Genomic DNA, 16,861 nt, shown 5'->3' with positions numbered 1-16,861 from the left:
GTTTTTTATTTATAGTCAAAGCGTCTATTTTCGCGTCTAATTTTCTAGAGGCGATTTACTAGACAGAAAGTTGTTGAATTGCTAATTCAAACTGTTGCTTCGGTTTTTTTCCATAGAGCTCTATATTATTAAAGAAATAAGATGACACCATAAAATCAATAGCCTCCTGTAAAGAAAACTCCCGATGATCCATGATAAGTGTTAAATATGTTTTAAAGTAATCGGCATTTTGCACTTTTGCATGATTAATCACAAAGTCAAACCCCTCTTATAGTATTTCCTGACACAAATGCTTATTATAGCATTTTTCCTAAAGGAAGCAAGTAAGAATGTGATTGTAAATGATTCTTTACAATCATTTACAAAGCATTACATTCCTTTACGTGTCTTTTACGAACGATTTATACGAATTCAACAATAAGTCATTATAGTAAAGATTGTAAGGCAAACAACAAATAAAAAAGTTAGTGACGGAGGCAAATGAGATGAAAAAGTGGAAGTACTTAACGATGACAGCGGTAATGGGTTCAGCATTAATGCTAGGTGCATGTAGTGGAGACAACTCAGCGCAAAATGGTAACAATGCAGAAACGAATGCACCAGCGAACTCAGGACAAGAAGCTGCTGACGAGAAACTGCAAGGTTCAGTTGCTGGAGATGGTTCATCAACAGTAGCACCAATCATTGAAGCAGTTGTTGAAGAGTATGCAGGTGCACAACCGGATGTCAAAGTATCGGTAGGTGTTTCTGGTACTGGTGGCGGCTTTGAAAAATTCATCGCAGGTGAGACAGACTTTTCAAATGCATCTCGTTTTATAAAAACTGAAGAGAAAGAAAAACTAGAGCAAGCAGGAATTGCTTACACTGAGTTAGCATTAGCATATGATGGTTTATCTGTAGTGGTGAACCCTGAAAACGATTGGGCAAAGGACTTAACGATAGATCAATTAAAGAAAATTTGGACTGAAGATGGCACAGAGAAAAAATGGTCAGATATCGATCCATCATGGCCAGCAGAGAAAATCGTCTTCTATTCACCAGGTACTGATTCAGGTACGTATGATTACTTTGATGAAGTAGTTTTAGATGGTGCTGATCTAGTAAGTGCAGCAACATTATCAGAGGATGATAATATGCTAGTCCAAGGTGTTGCTGGTGACAAAAACGCAATTGGTTTCTTCGGCTTCGCTTACTACTTAGAAAATAAAGATAAATTAAACATTGTGAAAGTGAATGGCATTGAACCAACACATGACACAATTGAAGCTGGGGAGTATACGCCACTTTCACGTCCGTTATTCACATATGTGAAAAACAGTGCAATTAAAGATAATGCAGCAGCATATGATTTCATCAAATTCACACTTGAAAATGCAGGGGATATGGCAGAGGCAGTAGGTTATGTTAGTCTACCTGAAGAAAAATATGCTGAAGGCTTAAAAACTTTAGAAGGTTTAAAATAAGCAGACATGCATAGAGGGAAAGAGATGTATGCTCTTTCCCTTGCTTAATGGAAAGGAGTACCCAATGGTTTCTCATAAAGAAAATAAGACATCATCTGTGCAACAATTAATTGCAAATTCGCGCAATCATAAAACTAAGAAAATAGTGGAAAAAGCCATGCCAGCTTTATTATTTTCTGCAGCGCTTATCTCGATTTTGACGACATTTGGCATTGTTTTCACCCTTATTTTTGAAACGTTTGAGTTCTTTAAACGTGTTTCGATTACGGATTTTCTATTTGGTACACAGTGGCTACCGTTTTCTGGGAAGGAGCCTTTGTTTGGGATATTACCACTTATTGCAGGGACACTTAAAGTAACATTTATTGCAGTTGCCGTAGCTGTACCATTTGGAATTGCTTCAGCAATCTATTTGAGTGAATATGCAAGCGAGAAAATACGACGTACGGTTAAACCGATATTAGAAGTGTTAGCAGGTGTTCCAACAATTGTCTATGGTTTCTTTGCATTGACGTTTGTAACACCTTTGCTACAAGGAATCATTCCACAACTGAAGCTGTTTAATGCACTTAGTCCAGGGATTGTAGTGGGCATTATGATTTTGCCAATGATTACATCACTATCAGAGGACGCGATGTCATCTGTACCAAACAGTATGCGTGAAGGGGCTTTAGCCTTAGGTGCAACGAAGTTTGAAGTTGCTATAAAAGTCGTGTTACCAGCAGCTTTGTCAGGGATTATTGCATCGGTAGTACTCGCTATTTCCCGGGCAATTGGGGAAACGATGATTGTATCACTTGCTGGTGGATCAACACCGAAATTTGATCTTGATGTGACAGATTCCATCCAAACAATGACAGCTTATATTGTTCAAGTGTCAACTGGTGATGCTGGTTATGGAACGACGATTTATTACTCGATTTACTCAGTTGGATTCACTTTATTTATCTTTACTTTAGTAATGAATCTAATTGCTCATTATATTTCGAAACGCTTCAGGGAGGTTTACTAGCATGCGCTATATCGATGATACAGTCGTCAAGAAACGAATGACAAAGCGTATTACATTCAATAAAGTGTGGAAGTTCTTATTTTTCTTGGCAACTACATTTGCACTTGTGATGCTAGCTATTTTGCTCTACCGGATTGTGACACAAGGAATTGGCTATTTAAACTTTGATTTCTTAACAAATTTTGCTTCTCGTTTTGCGAATAAGGCGGGAATTAAAGCGGCATTAGTTGGCTCGCTGTGGTTGATGGCGGTTGTAGCTCCCGTATCAATCATTCTAGGTGTAGGAACAGCCATTTATCTAGAAGAATATGCAAAGAAAAATAGACTAAATGATTTTATTCGTATGAATATTTCAAACTTAGCAGGTGTACCTTCAATTGTTTTTGGATTACTTGGCTTAACAATTTTTGTTCGTATGATGGGACTTGGTAAAAGTATTCTAGCTGCAGGTTTAACAATGAGTTTGTTAATTTTACCTGTAATTATCGTGGCAGCGCAGGAAGCAATTCGTGCTGTACCGAATGAACAACGTGAAGCATCTTACGGTATGGGTGCGACAAAATGGCAAACGATTTTACGAGTCGTTTTACCAGCAGCTATACCGGGGATTTTAACAGGTAGTATTTTAGCGTTGTCCCGTGCGATTGGTGAAACAGCTCCGTTAGTAGTACTTGGGATTCCAGTTATTTTACAGTTTTTACCTAATGATCTTTTAAGTCAGTTTACTGCATTGCCTATGCAAATTTACGATTGGGCAAAACGTCCGCAAGAGGCATTTCAATATGTAGCGGCAGCGGGTATTTTAGTGCTGATGATTGTGCTGTTACTGATGAATTCGATTGCCATCTTTATTCGAAATAAATTCCAAAAACGTTATTAATGAGGTGACCTTATGGTACTAGATTTTAAAGAGGAAAAATCAGTTGTTAAATCGATTAATATAAATGTAAAGGCTAGCGCTGAAGTGGCGAAAAAAGTAGTGTATGATACGCGCAACTTAAATTTATGGTACGGAGATCATCATGGTTTAAAAGACATTAATTTAAGTATTTATGAAAATGAAGTAACAGCTATTATCGGCCCTTCAGGTTGTGGGAAATCAACTTATTTAAAAACGTTGAACAGAATGGTAGAACTAGTACCAACTGTCCGCACTTCGGGAGAGATTTTGTATCGTGAGCGCAATATTTTAGATAAAAGCTATACAGTAGAGGAATTACGTACTCGTGTGGGGATGGTTTTCCAAAAGCCTAATCCGTTCCCAAAATCTATTTATGATAATATTGCTTATGGTCCTCGTATCCATGGCATAAAAAACAAAAAAATTCTGGACGAAATTGTTGAAAAGTCTCTGCGAGGTGCAGCGATTTGGGACGAAGTAAAAGATCGTTTAAATCAAAATGCATACGGTCTATCAGGTGGACAGCAACAACGTATTTGTATCGCACGCTGTTTAGCGATAGAGCCAGATGTTATTTTAATGGATGAGCCAACATCTGCACTTGACCCAATTTCTACATTAAAGGTAGAAGAGCTTGTACAAGAGCTTAAAAAGGATTATTCAATTATTATCGTTACACATAACATGCAACAAGCAGCACGTATTTCGGACCGTACAGCATTTTTCCTTAGCGGCGAAGTCGTTGAATATGACAAAACAGATGTGATTTTCCAAACACCTGCTGATCAACGTACAGAAGATTATATTTCAGGACGATTCGGCTAAGCATAGGAGGAACGATAGATGGCAGTACGTGAACGCTTTGAGCAAGAGCTTAAAGAAATTCAAGAACAGTTTGTGGAAATTGCAACAAGTAGTATTAATGCGTTAAAAATTTCATTTGAAGCATTACAAGAGCAAAATTTGGAGAAGGCGTTAAAAATTCTTGAAGATGATTTAATTATTAACCGCCTTGAAGAAGAAATTAATGATCGAGTTATTTTAATGATCGCCAAGCAGCAGCCCGTTGCAACAGATTTACGTCGTCTTATGGTGCTTGTAAAAGCGGCATCCGATATGGAAAGAGTGGGCGATTATGCGGTCAATATTGCTAAAGAGACAATCCGTATAGGCAAAGAGCCATTGGTCTTTCCGACAACAAATTTACAAACAATGTGCAATAAAACTGTAGAAATGCTTGAGAGCATTATTACCGCATTTAAGGACGAAGATACAGTTCGTGCCAAAGAAATTGCTGATCTGGACGATTATGTAGATGATTTATATGGAGCGACCGTTACATTATTGCTTCGTGCTGGTGCGGAAAATCCAGCGCATATTTCGCAAATAACGCATTTAACGTTTGTTTGTCGCTATCTTGAACGCTCAGCTGATCATGCAACTAATATTGCTGAACATTTATTTTACTTAATCAAAGGTAAACATTATGAATTGAATAATTAAAAGAGGGCTGCATTGTGAGGCCCTTTTAGACTATAGCTAACTCGAAAAACTTCGAATTGGCTATAGTCTTTTTCATTTTAAAATAGATATTTACGTCTATCTATTACATTTACGTGTGGTGCATTAAATTGTGTGAGTGCCTGACACTTTATAAAATATTCGGTTACTCATGAAGCCAAGCGAAATGTAACATCTTCAATTTTTACAGTTCCCCCCATGAATCAAAGTTGGCCAGTCATCAAAATTGTATGAGTGCCTGGCACTTTGGGCTGCTTTCTGCATTAAATAACTACATAAACAAAATTGCAGCAACATTGCACTCTGCCTGTGCGTCAAATACTGTAGGGTGTTATTGTATTGTCAAAAAAAAAATTTGGTTATACTATAGACATTATCCCGAAAAAATAGGTGCTTAGGAGGTGCTGCTGCATGAAAGACAGTGTAGAATCACTTATGAAGAAATTTGGTCTAGAAATTTCAATAGAACAACGCAAATACTTAGGTTTTCTATATGAAAATTTACATCTAGAAGAGTTAAGTGATAAGGAACAACATTTTTTTATTGACTATTTTTACAAGAGTGAGACACTACGAAATATGGCAGCATTTGCACTTGAGCTAGCGGATGTCATGCATGAGATTCGTGAAAACGTTCCAACTATTGAACAGGCAGAGCAGTTAGCGAATGGGAAAGAGCAGCGCTTGTATTATGAGCAAAAGTGGCAAGAAGCTAGACGCCAAAAACTAAAGCAACAAATGACAAAAAGTGGTAATATTCTATATGTTCCATTTGTTGACTACAAGGAAGAGCAAGGCCCAATGGTTATATGTCTTGAACAAACATCTGGAATGGCCAAATATTCAGAGCTGTGTAAAAGCATGATTTTGTCTTTATTTATGGATGCGCATCAGGAGCAAAGAGATTTATATATCGTGCCATATGATTGTCAAATCCATGTCCATTATCGCTTTGAAAATGGACATTTAAATCTATCTGATTTTAAAGATTTTATTGAATATAAGGCAAAAGGGGAAGCGGCAATTTTACCTGTTCTACAGTTTGTAAAAGGATTGCTACAGGAAAATCAGCAATGTGCAGAAACAGATGTTATTATTTTTACTGAAGGTAATCCTGTTGATGGGCAATATTTATTAGGGAAGCGTGCAAAGACAATGATAGAGGAAATGAAGCAGCGTTATCATGCCGAATTTTCAGTAATTGCAATGAATGAACAACGTTTTAATGAGCATCATTTTTGGTTTGCAAATAAGGCTATTTTTGCAGACGATGCGATTCAATAAAATGTACAGCTGACCAGAGAGCTTTTGGTCGGCTTATTTTTACTGATCAGTCATATCATTTTTGACAGTATTAAAACATTTACAAAAATGTACATAGGTAAGTAAAAGGAGAATTACATGGATTCAATGAAATGGTTATTACCGAACTTGACTGCGCCAACATGGATGGACATTACAATTGCAGTCGCGTTTTGTGTATTTGGTTGGCTATTCCAGCATTTTGTGCTGAAGAAAATAATTACTAGCAGTGTAACGTTTTTAAAAAAGAGACAACGTAATTTTCAAGCGACTGTGCTTGCACAATTTAATAACGCAATCCGTTATGCGTTTATGTCTGCAGTAGTTGTACTTAGTTTATCGAATTTACTTAAAATATTTTTATTTACACATTTTGCAACGAAAAATTTCGTATTATCTATCATGGTGTTTTTTGCATTTAAAGGTATATATGATGTTCTTCATTATTATACAAAGCAGCCATTACAGTTAAATAACGATGAAGAGCAAAATGTTCTTCTCCCGTTCTTCCTTCGTATCGGTAAAGTGCTTGTGATGATATTAGCCATGTTTACAATAGCTTCATTTTGGGACTTTAATATAAATGGCTTTTTAACAGGGATTGGTCTAACAGGAGTAGCGATTGCCTTTGGTATACGTGATACGTTGGCGCATGTTTTTGGTGGAATGTCGGTTGCACTTGACAATCCTTTTCAAATTGGCGACTGGATTGCAACAGAGGATCAAAAAATAGAAGGCACAATTGAAGATATCAACCTTCGTAGTACGCTCATTCAAACAGGCGACAAAGGGCTTGTATATGTGCCAAACTCTTATTTAGTTAATCGTCCGATTTATAATTTATCAAAACGAGAAAAACGAAAATGTGAACTGTTTTTATATGTAGCCGCAGAAAACGAAGAGGAACAATTGCGCAGTGCTTTAAGTACGATTCATCAGCAAATTTATTTGCATGCTAATACTGAAAAAGAAATGATTCATGTTTATATTGATGAGTTTCACCAAACATCATATCGTGTTCTTGTTCGCTTCTTTGTTGCAACAAATGATACGGCAGTAATGCTAAGTGTCCGACAGGATGTTTTATTTGCTATCCGTCAGGTAGTAAGTGAGTATGACATTGTCCTTGCCGAGGAAACGGACGACGATTGTTGAAAATATGGTAAAATATAATTTGAATTGTTTGATACTTTACATTACAATGTAAACTAGTAATCAGCTTAGATGAAGAGTAGTAACTATTATGATTTGTTCTAGAGAGCTAGCGGTTGGTGGAAGCTAGTACAAATAAATAGTGAATGGACTTCGGAGCTCTAATTCAGAAAAGAGTAGTATGGATTAGCGTTTGCCTACGTTACAAGGTATTGAGAGGGTCTTTATAATTAGACCAATGAAGGTGGCACCACGGCTTTTCCGTCCTTTTGTGATGGAAAGGCCTTTTTATATGGATTTTTGGTGTAGCAGAGCAGAGTAGAGCATAGCGAAGGAGAGATTAAGTATGACAGTTGAGCTTAGCAGATTTGCCATGAAGGTATTACAAGGGGACATGATGACGCCCATTTCGGTGTATCAATCCCTTGCAGGAAAGCATAAAATGCTATTTGAATCTTCAGCAAAGCATGAGGAAAGTGGTCGTTATTCCTTTATCGCCGTTAACCCAATAGCTGAACTTATCGGGGATAAAAATGGGTATCAATTTACAAAGGGTGACGAGATTAACAAGTCTAGCGAAAATGTGTTGAAAAAATTAAAAGAAGTCATGCCATTCCATGAAGCGGCCTATCCATTTGCCTTTTTTGGGGGCGCGATTGGCTATTTTGGTTATGAAACGGCCTTTTATGCAGAAAAAATTGGTGAGTATTTACATGATAATTTAAATATGCCAGATGTCCATGTTTTTTTCTATGATACATTTATCGTATTCGATCATTTAAAACAAGAGGTTACATTAGCGGCAATTGATTTATTTAATGAAGGACGCACACTTGATACGATGGAAGCCGAACTCGCTGAAATGGAGAATCAGCTATACGCTGGTACTACGTTTGGTTTGATGGATTTAGGTACAGTAGATTTCCAGCCGATGATACCGAAGGAAGAGTTTATTACTATTGTTGAGCGCGCAAAACAACATATTGTAAAGGGAGATATTTTCCAAATTGTATTATCCCAACGTTTTTCTTCCCCATTTGCGGGCAATCCATTTGCCTTGTATCGTCAGTTAAGAACATCCAATCCATCACCATATATGTTTTATATGGATTTTGAGGCTTACACTATTTTAGGAACTTCTCCTGAGAGTCTTGTAAAGGTCAAAAATCGGAAAGTCACGACAAATCCAATTGCTGGAACAAAGCCCCGTGGTACAACGCAACAGCAGGATGAGGCTATTGCAGAAAGTTTATTATTGGATGAGAAAGAAATCGCTGAACACCGAATGTTAGTTGATTTAGGGCGTAATGATATTGGCCGAATTTCCAAGGTTGGCACAGTAAAGGTTACTAAATATATGAACATTGAACGCTATAAGCATGTCATGCATATCGTATCAGAGGTAGTGGGTGAGCTTCGAGATGAAGTGCACGTATTAGACGTCCTCAGTGCATGTTTGCCAGCTGGGACAGTATCCGGAGCACCAAAAATTCGAGCGATGCAGCTAATTAATGAGATGGAACCAGTTAAGCGCGGTGTTTATGCAGGTGCAGTAGGCTATATTTCGGCTACAGGAGATATGGACTTAGCGCTAGCGATTCGTACAATGGTTATTAAGGATGGGCATGCACATGTGCAGGCAGGTGCCGGAGTCGTTTATGATTCAATCCCTTTATCAGAATATGAAGAGACACTTAATAAAGCTCGTGCGCTACTGGAGGTAAAAAAATGATTTTACTAATCGATAATTATGATTCATTCACATATAATTTATTTCAGCAAGTTAGTATGCTTGGTAAGGAAGTAAGAGTAGTACGCAATGATGAAATAACAATTGAAGAAATAAAAGATATGGATCCAGAAGCGATTATTTTATCCCCAGGTCCAGGGACGCCAAATGAGGCTGGAATTACAGTGCAAGTCGTACAGGAGTTATATAAAAAGTACCCGATTTTAGGAATTTGCTTAGGGCATCAGTCGATAGGGCAGGCATTCGGGGGCTCGATTGAACAAGCAAACAACATTATGCACGGCAAGTTATCAGCATTAAGCTACAAACAAACAGGGGTTTTCGCACAATTAGATGGTGAAGTTGAAGTGATGCGCTATCATTCGTTAATAATAGAGCCGACTACATTACATGAGGATTTTATTATTACTGCAACATCTAAAGATGACGGGGAAATTATGGCTATTCAGCATAAACACCATCCAGTAGTCGGATTACAATTTCATCCAGAGTCAATAGGCACTGAAGCAGGGAACAATATCGTGCAAGCCTTTCTAACTCAATATAGTGCCAGTCACTAAAACAATTCTGATAATTTAACAACTAAGAAAAAATCCACTAAGGCTCCTGCGGCTTACATGTTCCTGCAGAAGGCGAAGTGGATTTTTTTAATTTACGCGTGCCAGTCACTCAAACAATTCTGAATTTTACTAGTGTATTTTATTGTTTTTTACCTGTAATTAACTTAGCGATTTCCTCTAATGTCATAGAAGAATTGACCTCATAGGAGCCAATTTGTAAGCTTCGAGCATATTTTGCATTAGCAAGGAGTAGTTCCATTTCGACACTATTTGTAATAATGCCACCATCCTCTAGCTTTTGTGCCACAATATAAGGCGTTATTCCGCTATATATTTGAAGCGTCATCGTTACTTCATCGTCGGAATCAGGTGTACTACTCTCAGCATGCTCACTCTCAGCGGTAGCGTCAGTTGCATTTTCTTCCTTCGTATTTTCTGTAACAGTTTCTTTAGTAGTTTGTGCTTTTAATGAAGCAATTTCTTTCGTTGCCTGTTCAAGCTGTTTTTGTAGCTCCTCCACATCCTTATCATTTGTAGAGGCAACTGTTGGTAGGCCAATATTGAGATCAAAGCGGTCAGCTACGGATAGTAACGCGCCGACTAGAAAAAGGGCGACCCCAAATGCACGGATAGAGGATTTGTTCATAATCACCGACCTCCGTTTGCAATCACTTGTTGTACTTGCTCTTCTGTTAAATTGGAGCGAATACTAATATCAGCAATAGAAAGACCTTGTTTGTTTAATTCAAGCACTTGACTAATAATAATATCGTGAATTGGTTTAAGATTGTTAGGCACCGGCTCTGACCTTTTTGCTTGTGTTGCTTGTTGAACGGCCTGCATAACCTGTTGAACCTTTGGATTGTGTAGCGTTGGATTTTTAGTCACTGGTGATTTAACTTGGAATTCTGGTTCTAGTAATAGCTCCTCTTCCACAATTTTTAGCCGACGCTTTAAATTATTAGTTTCTTGGAAAATAGAGATAGATAATTCTTCGACATCTTGTTCGACTTTTTTCGCGCTATTTTTGAAAAAGAACGATAAAACGATAAGAACGATACCGACAATCATAAGTATGATGGATAAATCCAATAGTTTCACCCCGTTAAATTATGTAATTATAAGGTATTTTACCACATGCAAACTTAATATGAAATGAAGGTAGATTTTTTTTCAGTTTATGTTATAATAGGTTAGTCGTATAAATCATGCTCAAATTTAAAATTTAATTCTTGATATAGAGTGGGAGGGTTAATGATGCGCGTAAACATTACTTTAGCTTGCACAGATTGCGGCGAACGTAACTACATTTCTAAAAAGAACAAGCGTAACAATCCAGAGCGTCTTGAACTTAAAAAATATTGCTCTCGCGAGAAGAAATACACTCTTCACCGTGAAACGAAGTAATCGCTCATTAAGCCAAAACCACATGTGGTTTTGGCTTTCTACATTTTAATAGGAGGTAACCTATCTTGGATAAAACAACATTACGCAACGAAGTACGTGAAGCACTTGCAAATATGAGTGCAACAACGTATCGTGATCAATCATTTGCTGTAGCAAAAAAAGTGCTACAGGAACCATATATAATAGAAGCAAATACGATTGGCATCACAATTTCCAATATGCCGGAAGTTGACACTATTCATTTAATAGAAGCACTTTGGCAACTAGGTAAAAAAGTGGCTGTTCCTAAATGTAACGCAAAAACGAGAGAAATGTCATTTTATGCCATAGAGTCATTTGCACAGTTAGAAACTGTTTATATGCATTTGCGTGAACCAATTCCTGCAGAATGTGAGTTCGTTGACGCAAATGAAATGGATATCATACTTGTTCCGGGTGTTGTTTTTGATACAAATGGTTACCGAATTGGCTACGGTGGTGGTTATTACGATCGCTATGTATTACACTATAAAAAAGGTAAACTGATGTCTCTACTTTTTGATGTGCAACTTTATGAACAAGTGCCTATTGAGACGCATGATTGCCCAGTGGATCTTATTATAACACCGACAAAACGTATTGATTGTGTAGCGCAACGAGGAGCGAAATAAAATGGATAAAATGTTAGATATTTATGAATTGTTAAAAACATATGGCACTTACATTTATACTCGGGATCCAATTGGTGATTTGATGTTAATGGAGGATGAAATTCGTGAGTTGTATAAGGCGAATGTCCTGGACATTAAAGATTACCAAATGGCTTTGTTATTAATTCGACAAGAAGCTACAAGACTTCGGGTTGAACAAAATAAGCAATAATGTTTTAAGTGCGAATAATTTGGGTATCGTAAAAATATTGTAATACGTATGTAAAATTATCAAAAACAGTGGTTTTCCACTGTTTTTATGATTTTACGAAACTTTTTACAATCAAGAACGTATATATTAATGTTAAGTGTATAATTGGGTAGTCGTGAGGGCTTCCAAAAAAATATATCTGTTGATTATCTGTAAAAAAAGGATTAAGATATATTTTGTTTCAGTAACAATTTGTAACAGTTTGATTAATTTTATTATTTTTTTGTAAGGAATAGGGAGGATGTTAGGAATGAAATTAACAAAGTGGCCTAAACATTCATTTATGATACTAGCAATTGTAGCAACTTGGATAAAAACGGTCATTGTTTACCACACAAGCTTTGAGTTGAAGTTAGAAAATGCGATGCAACAATTCATATTGTTTATCAATCCATTAAGTTTTGTGCTGTTTATTTATGGATTATCGTTATTCTTTAAAACACCAAAAATACGAAATCGTTATATAATTACTATTAGTGTATTATTATCTATTGTTTTATATGGAAATGTTGCGTTCTATCGATTCTACAATGACTTTATTACATTACCGGTATTATTCCAAACAAGTAACTTCAGTGATTTAGGAACATCAGCTGCAGCTATTATCAACCCTTGGGATCTTTTATATTTTGCAGATGTATTTATATTAATTATTGCAAATAAATATTTACCAAGAATGAAAGAAGCGGTAAAAGTAAACGTTGAATTCCGTCGAGCATTTTTCGTTTTAGCGATTGCAATGACTTTCTTAAACTTAGGATTAGCTGAAACTGAGCGTCCACAATTGTTAACACGAAGCTTTGACCGTGAACTTCTTGTAAAAAACATCGGTACGTACAACTATCATTTATATGATATTTATATTCAGTCTAAATCTTCTGCACAACGCGCATTAGCGGATGGCAGTGAATTAGTAGAAGTGAACAACTACATTCGCTCTAACCAAGCAGCTATCGACGAAAAAATGTTTGGTAAATACAAAGATCGTAACTTAATTGTTGTTTCACTTGAATCGTTACAAAACTTTGTAATTAATAATGATATGGATGGTCACGAAATTACGCCGTTCTTAAATTCTTTAACAAAAGATTCAGATACGTATTATTTCAGTAATTTCTATCACCAAACAGGTTTAGGAAAAACATCTGACTCAGAGTTTATTTTAGAAAACTCTATGTTCGGGCTTGGTCGTGGTGCAGTTTTCTTCACACATGGCGGTAATACGTATAACTCAATGGCAGAGCGTCTTGGGGAAAATGGTTACTTTACAAATGTTATGCATCCGAACAACAAATCGTTTTGGAATCGTGACATGATGTATCAATCTTTAAAAATCAATAAATTCTATGATGTAGATTCATATACTGTAGAAGAAGGGCAAGCTGTCAACTGGGGAATGAAAGACATTCCATTTATGGAGCAATCAGCTGCATTGATGAAAGACATGCCACAACCATTCTACTCTCGTTTAATTACGTTAACGAACCACTATCCATTCACTTTGGACCCAGAAGACGTAATGATTCCTGAATATACGTCAAACTCAGGAACATTAAATCGTTACTTCCAAACAGTTCGTTACATGGATGAAGCTTTAAAAGACTTCTTCCAAGATTTAAAAGATCAAGGTGTTTACGATAATTCAATTATCGTTATGTATGGTGACCATTACGGTATTTCTGAAAATCATAATAAAGCAATGGCACAATATTTAGGTAAAGATGGCATAACACCATATGATAATGCATTGTTACAAGAAGTACCTTTATTCATCCACATCCCTGGTGATGGGGACGGGAAAGAAATGGAAGAGGTTTCTGGCCAAATAGACTTACGTCCAACAATTTTACATTTACTAGGTGTTGAAACGTCAAAAGATATGCAGCTTGGTGCAGATTTATTCTCACCTGAGCACGAGGATTTCGTTATTTTCCGTGACGGACGATTCATTACAGATAAATATGTTTATGCAGGTGAAGCATGCTATGACAAAGCAACAGGTGAACAAATTGATGTTGAGCCTTGCCAACCTTATGCAGATCGAGCAACAACCGAATTGGAAAACTCGGATGCTATCATCAATGGCGACTTGCTCCGATTCTATGATGAAAAAACAGGCAATTTAAAACAAAATGCTGTAAAGTAAAATGATAAATGGTGTACTAGTAATATTTCTAGTACACCATTTTTTTTAATTATGATGTGCCAGTCACTCAAACAATTCTGACAATTTATAAATCTAATAGCACTACTAGTGAATTGTTTCTGTATTTCCACCTAAAAAATCCACGAAGACTCCAGCGGGAACATACAAAATGTAAGACGCAACAGTCCGCGCGAAAGCGAGGGTTGCGGCTGACATTTGTACCCGCGGAAAGCGAAGTGGATTTTTACGCTATAGAAAGATGACACTATAGAAGGAGCGACCGAATGAGATAGCAAATCTTTAAAATGCTTATGACACTGCATGTAGGTATATTTTATATCGAAGTAAAAATCCACGAAGACTCCAGCGGGAACATACAAAATGTAAGACGCAACAGTCCGCGCGAAAGCGAGGGTTGCGGCTGACATTTGTACCCGCGGAAAGCGAAGTGGATTTTTACGCTATAGAAAGATGACACTATAGAAGAAGCGACCGAATGAGATAGCAAATCTTTAAAATGCTTATGACACTGTTTGAGAGGTATTTACAATATGTAATGGCAGGCGTATTATTTAGTAATTTAAAGATTCGCTATTAATTGCTGTAATTGTTGTTGTGTTAATTGTCCCTCGATTGTATGCTTTAACACACCTTCAGTATCAATAATAAAGGTTGTAGGGTAGGCCATAACTTCAAATGACTTACCAAGCGATCTATCATTATCTAAAAAAATAGGGAACTTCAAATCGTATAATTGCTGGAACTTGATAGCATTTTCACGACTGTCATTAGAAGTTGCATTAATCGCAAGTAGCTCAACATTCGAGGGCTTTTGCTCAAAAAAAGTATTTAAATCTGGCGCTTCCGCCTGACAAGGACCACACCAAGATGCCCAAAAATTAATAACAAGAATTTTACCTTTATAATTTTTGAACGTCGTCGTTGATTCATCTAAACGAGTTAATGACGTGTCGAAGTTAACCGACTTTGAACCACTTTGTTTATCTACAATCAATTTTGGTGCTTCCTCTTTGAATATTTCGTTCTTCACAGTAATACCAATTAGTGATAAGACTACTAATAATGAAATGACGATAAAAATATTTTTCCTTTTCATGACAATCTCCTTTATGTATATGTTAGAGGATTATTAAAATAGCGTTAATTCCATTTTTTCAAAATCCTTACTTATATCATAGCGTAATTTTTAAAAAGATACCTCCTAATTTTAAACATTATAACGTATGCAGTTAACGCTTAACGCCATAAAAAAAGAGCAGTCTCACATAGAGACTGCTCTTTTTCTGTCTAAATTTTAGTGTAACGTTGGTGGATATCCGCTATGAATGATTGTCATAATGACGAACCAGCCGAATACTCCAGCACTCGCTAAGTTGAAAACAATACTTAGTAAGTTCTTTTCTTTAATTGCTTGGAATGTACCAACGACAGCAAAAATCGCTACTAGACCAAAAATAACCATTAATAAGTTCATTAAAAAAGACACTCCTTTCGACATCAGAAAATGAATGTCGTAAACAATATTCCTCCTTAATTGTAAACGTTCTACCTGTTTTTGTCGAGGACTATTATAGAGCAAAGTATGAACTTTTATCGTCAAATTGTGGCAAAGAATGTATAATATGAAGTTGAGGTGATAAGTATGATGAACGTACGAAGCTATTCCCTTGGACCAGTCCAAACGAATTGTTATATCGTATCGAATAAAGAGAAAGAATGTTTAATTTTTGATCCAGGAGAAGAAGCTGCAAAAATTATGAAAGCTATTCGCAGTAATGGACTGAAGCCAATAGGCATTTTTTTAACACATGCCCATTTTGATCATATCGGTGCAGTGGATGAAGTAAGGGAGACTTTTAATATTCCGTTATGGATTCACGAAAAAGAGGTGAGCTGGCTAAGTGATCCAGCGAAAAATGGCTCTAGTAAATATGCGGCGCTACCAGATTATACAGTTGCAGCTCCTATGGAAGAACATATTATTAAACAAGAACAACTTTTTGAAATAAGTAATTTCGTTTTTAAGGCAGTATTTACACCTGGACATTCACCTGGGAGTATTTCTTATATTTTTGAACAAGATGGATTTGCTATTGTTGGAGATACACTATTTGAGCAAGGTGTAGGGCGTACGGATTTGCTTGGAGGTTCGACAAAACTATTACTTACATCCATTCATGATAAATTATTATCATTACCTGAAGATACTATTGTTTACCCAGGCCATGGTAATTACACTACAATTGGTGCAGAAATGGAAACAAACCCATTTTTAAATGGATTTTAATTGTTATCGACATGAGATGATGTGTGTTTTACAATAGTGTTAAAGTGACAGAAGTATGTTTACGAATTAAAAAAAGCGTGTCTCAAAATTGTTTTGAGACACGCGATTTTTTGTATTAATGACCGCCGCCAGGTACGTGTATGAATGTTGTATAGTACGTGAAGCCAGCGAAGAATACAGTTAAATATGCTCCGAAAATGTACATGTACATACGCTCTGAAAGGTTTAAGAAGCCTAATAATAAGAATAAACCTGTATTACCTAAGAATAATAGCGATACCTCGTTCATACCACCAAGGTAGAACATAACTGCAAAAATACCTGTCCAGAATGCCATAACTTTATACATATTATCCATGAAGATTTCCCCTCCTTTTGCCCACGACACAATAATCTCTTACTCATTATAAATGATATGAAAGGTGTCTGTAAACTGGAA

At 36.5% G+C, this 16,861-nt stretch carries 20 protein-coding genes and 1 other annotated feature; of the genes, 14 read left to right on the top strand and 6 right to left on the bottom strand.

Annotation, left to right across the window (positions count from 1 at the left end):
• Nucleotides 1-58: 58 nt before the first annotated feature.
• Nucleotides 59-253: a hypothetical protein gene (locus ACIQXW_RS10600; protein ID WP_340823735.1), complete on the bottom strand. Its 195-nt coding sequence runs from the start codon at nt 251-253 to the stop codon at nt 59-61.
• A 232-nt stretch (nt 254-485) separates the two neighbouring features.
• Here ACIQXW_RS10600 and ACIQXW_RS10595 point away from each other — a divergent pair, with 232 nt between their 5' ends.
• The 9 genes from ACIQXW_RS10595 (at nt 486) to ACIQXW_RS10555 (ending at nt 9,661) form a co-directional block, all read left to right on the top strand.
• Nucleotides 486-1,463, top strand: coding sequence for a PstS family phosphate ABC transporter substrate-binding protein (locus ACIQXW_RS10595; RefSeq protein WP_340823737.1), 978 nt, complete (start codon nt 486-488; stop codon nt 1,461-1,463).
• A 64-nt stretch (nt 1,464-1,527) separates the two neighbouring features.
• On the top strand, nt 1,528-2,475 hold the full coding sequence (gene pstC, locus ACIQXW_RS10590; RefSeq protein WP_340823738.1) for a phosphate ABC transporter permease subunit PstC: 948 nt from the start codon (nt 1,528-1,530) through the stop codon (nt 2,473-2,475).
• 1 nt (nt 2,476) lies between these two features.
• Nucleotides 2,477-3,355, top strand: coding sequence for a phosphate ABC transporter permease PstA (pstA, locus tag ACIQXW_RS10585; protein WP_340823739.1), 879 nt, complete (start codon nt 2,477-2,479; stop codon nt 3,353-3,355).
• 54 nt (nt 3,356-3,409) lie between these two features.
• Entirely contained in the window at nt 3,410-4,201 is a 792-nt protein-coding gene (gene pstB, locus ACIQXW_RS10580; RefSeq protein WP_401018165.1) for a phosphate ABC transporter ATP-binding protein PstB, read from the top strand.
• A gap of 18 nt (nt 4,202-4,219) precedes the next feature.
• Nucleotides 4,220-4,879, top strand: a complete 660-nt coding sequence (phoU, locus tag ACIQXW_RS10575; protein ID WP_340823741.1) for a phosphate signaling complex protein PhoU — start codon at nt 4,220-4,222, stop codon at nt 4,877-4,879.
• Between the two features lie 429 nt (nt 4,880-5,308).
• Nucleotides 5,309-6,181: a hypothetical protein gene (locus tag ACIQXW_RS10570; protein WP_402761858.1), complete on the top strand. Its 873-nt coding sequence runs from the start codon at nt 5,309-5,311 to the stop codon at nt 6,179-6,181.
• Between the two features lie 117 nt (nt 6,182-6,298).
• Nucleotides 6,299-7,354, top strand: a complete 1,056-nt coding sequence (locus ACIQXW_RS10565) for a mechanosensitive ion channel family protein (protein ID WP_402761855.1) — start codon at nt 6,299-6,301, stop codon at nt 7,352-7,354.
• A 57-nt stretch (nt 7,355-7,411) separates the two neighbouring features.
• Nucleotides 7,412-7,623 (top strand) — a binding site (T-box leader).
• A gap of 74 nt (nt 7,624-7,697) precedes the next feature.
• Nucleotides 7,698-9,083 (top strand): anthranilate synthase component I, encoded by a 1,386-nt coding sequence (gene trpE, locus ACIQXW_RS10560; RefSeq protein WP_402761853.1) that lies wholly within the window; start codon nt 7,698-7,700, stop codon nt 9,081-9,083.
• Nucleotides 9,080-9,661, top strand: a complete 582-nt coding sequence (locus ACIQXW_RS10555; protein ID WP_402761850.1) for an anthranilate synthase component II — start codon at nt 9,080-9,082, stop codon at nt 9,659-9,661. Before trpE ends, ACIQXW_RS10555 begins: the two co-directional genes overlap by 4 nt.
• A gap of 139 nt (nt 9,662-9,800) precedes the next feature.
• On the opposite strand, the gene ACIQXW_RS10550 is transcribed toward ACIQXW_RS10555, so the two are convergent.
• Both ACIQXW_RS10550 and ACIQXW_RS10545 read right to left on the bottom strand, forming a co-directional pair.
• The gene (locus tag ACIQXW_RS10550; protein WP_340823748.1) at nt 9,801-10,307 is read right to left on the bottom strand and encodes a hypothetical protein; all 507 of its coding nucleotides are present in this window, start codon (nt 10,305-10,307) and stop codon (nt 9,801-9,803) included.
• A 2-nt stretch (nt 10,308-10,309) separates the two neighbouring features.
• On the bottom strand, nt 10,310-10,762 hold the full coding sequence (locus ACIQXW_RS10545; RefSeq protein WP_340823750.1) for a hypothetical protein: 453 nt from the start codon (nt 10,760-10,762) through the stop codon (nt 10,310-10,312).
• 156 nt (nt 10,763-10,918) lie between these two features.
• Between ACIQXW_RS10545 and rpmG the strand changes: the two genes are divergently transcribed.
• The 4 genes from rpmG (at nt 10,919) to ACIQXW_RS10525 (ending at nt 14,114) form a co-directional block, all read left to right on the top strand.
• The gene (rpmG, locus tag ACIQXW_RS10540; RefSeq protein WP_008408521.1) at nt 10,919-11,068 is read left to right on the top strand and encodes a 50S ribosomal protein L33; all 150 of its coding nucleotides are present in this window, start codon (nt 10,919-10,921) and stop codon (nt 11,066-11,068) included.
• 65 nt (nt 11,069-11,133) lie between these two features.
• On the top strand, nt 11,134-11,718 hold the full coding sequence (locus tag ACIQXW_RS10535; RefSeq protein WP_402761846.1) for a 5-formyltetrahydrofolate cyclo-ligase: 585 nt from the start codon (nt 11,134-11,136) through the stop codon (nt 11,716-11,718).
• A 1-nt stretch (nt 11,719) separates the two neighbouring features.
• Entirely contained in the window at nt 11,720-11,929 is a 210-nt protein-coding gene (locus ACIQXW_RS10530; protein WP_340823752.1) for a YqgQ family protein, read from the top strand.
• A gap of 289 nt (nt 11,930-12,218) precedes the next feature.
• Complete coding sequence (locus ACIQXW_RS10525) at nt 12,219-14,114, top strand: LTA synthase family protein (protein ID WP_340823753.1); 1,896 nt, start codon at nt 12,219-12,221, stop codon at nt 14,112-14,114.
• Nucleotides 14,115-14,694: 580 nt separating this feature from the next.
• Here ACIQXW_RS10525 and ACIQXW_RS10520 read toward each other — a convergent pair.
• Nucleotides 14,695-15,231: a TlpA disulfide reductase family protein gene (locus ACIQXW_RS10520; protein ID WP_402761842.1), complete on the bottom strand. Its 537-nt coding sequence runs from the start codon at nt 15,229-15,231 to the stop codon at nt 14,695-14,697.
• Nucleotides 15,232-15,429: 198 nt separating this feature from the next.
• Nucleotides 15,430-15,609 carry a DUF2759 domain-containing protein gene (locus ACIQXW_RS10515; RefSeq protein ID WP_172771999.1) on the bottom strand — a complete coding sequence of 60 codons (180 nt, stop codon included), beginning with the start codon at nt 15,607-15,609 and terminating at the stop codon, nt 15,430-15,432.
• A 168-nt stretch (nt 15,610-15,777) separates the two neighbouring features.
• Here ACIQXW_RS10515 and ACIQXW_RS10510 point away from each other — a divergent pair, with 168 nt between their 5' ends.
• Nucleotides 15,778-16,422: an MBL fold metallo-hydrolase gene (locus ACIQXW_RS10510; RefSeq protein ID WP_340823756.1), complete on the top strand. Its 645-nt coding sequence runs from the start codon at nt 15,778-15,780 to the stop codon at nt 16,420-16,422.
• Between the two features lie 115 nt (nt 16,423-16,537).
• Here the strand turns inward: ACIQXW_RS10510 and ACIQXW_RS10505 are convergent, their stop codons facing one another.
• A complete protein-coding gene (locus tag ACIQXW_RS10505; protein ID WP_004231035.1) occupies nt 16,538-16,780 on the bottom strand; it encodes a DUF2626 family protein in 243 nt (80 codons plus the stop codon).
• Nucleotides 16,781-16,861 lie beyond the last annotated feature (81 nt).

The sequence above is a fragment of the Lysinibacillus sp. NPDC097162 genome, from assembly GCF_044762185.1.
Lineage (GTDB): Bacteria > Bacillota > Bacilli > Bacillales_A > Planococcaceae > Lysinibacillus.
Note: the sequence above shows the minus strand (reverse complement) of the source record. Positions and strands in the feature narration are given on the sequence as shown.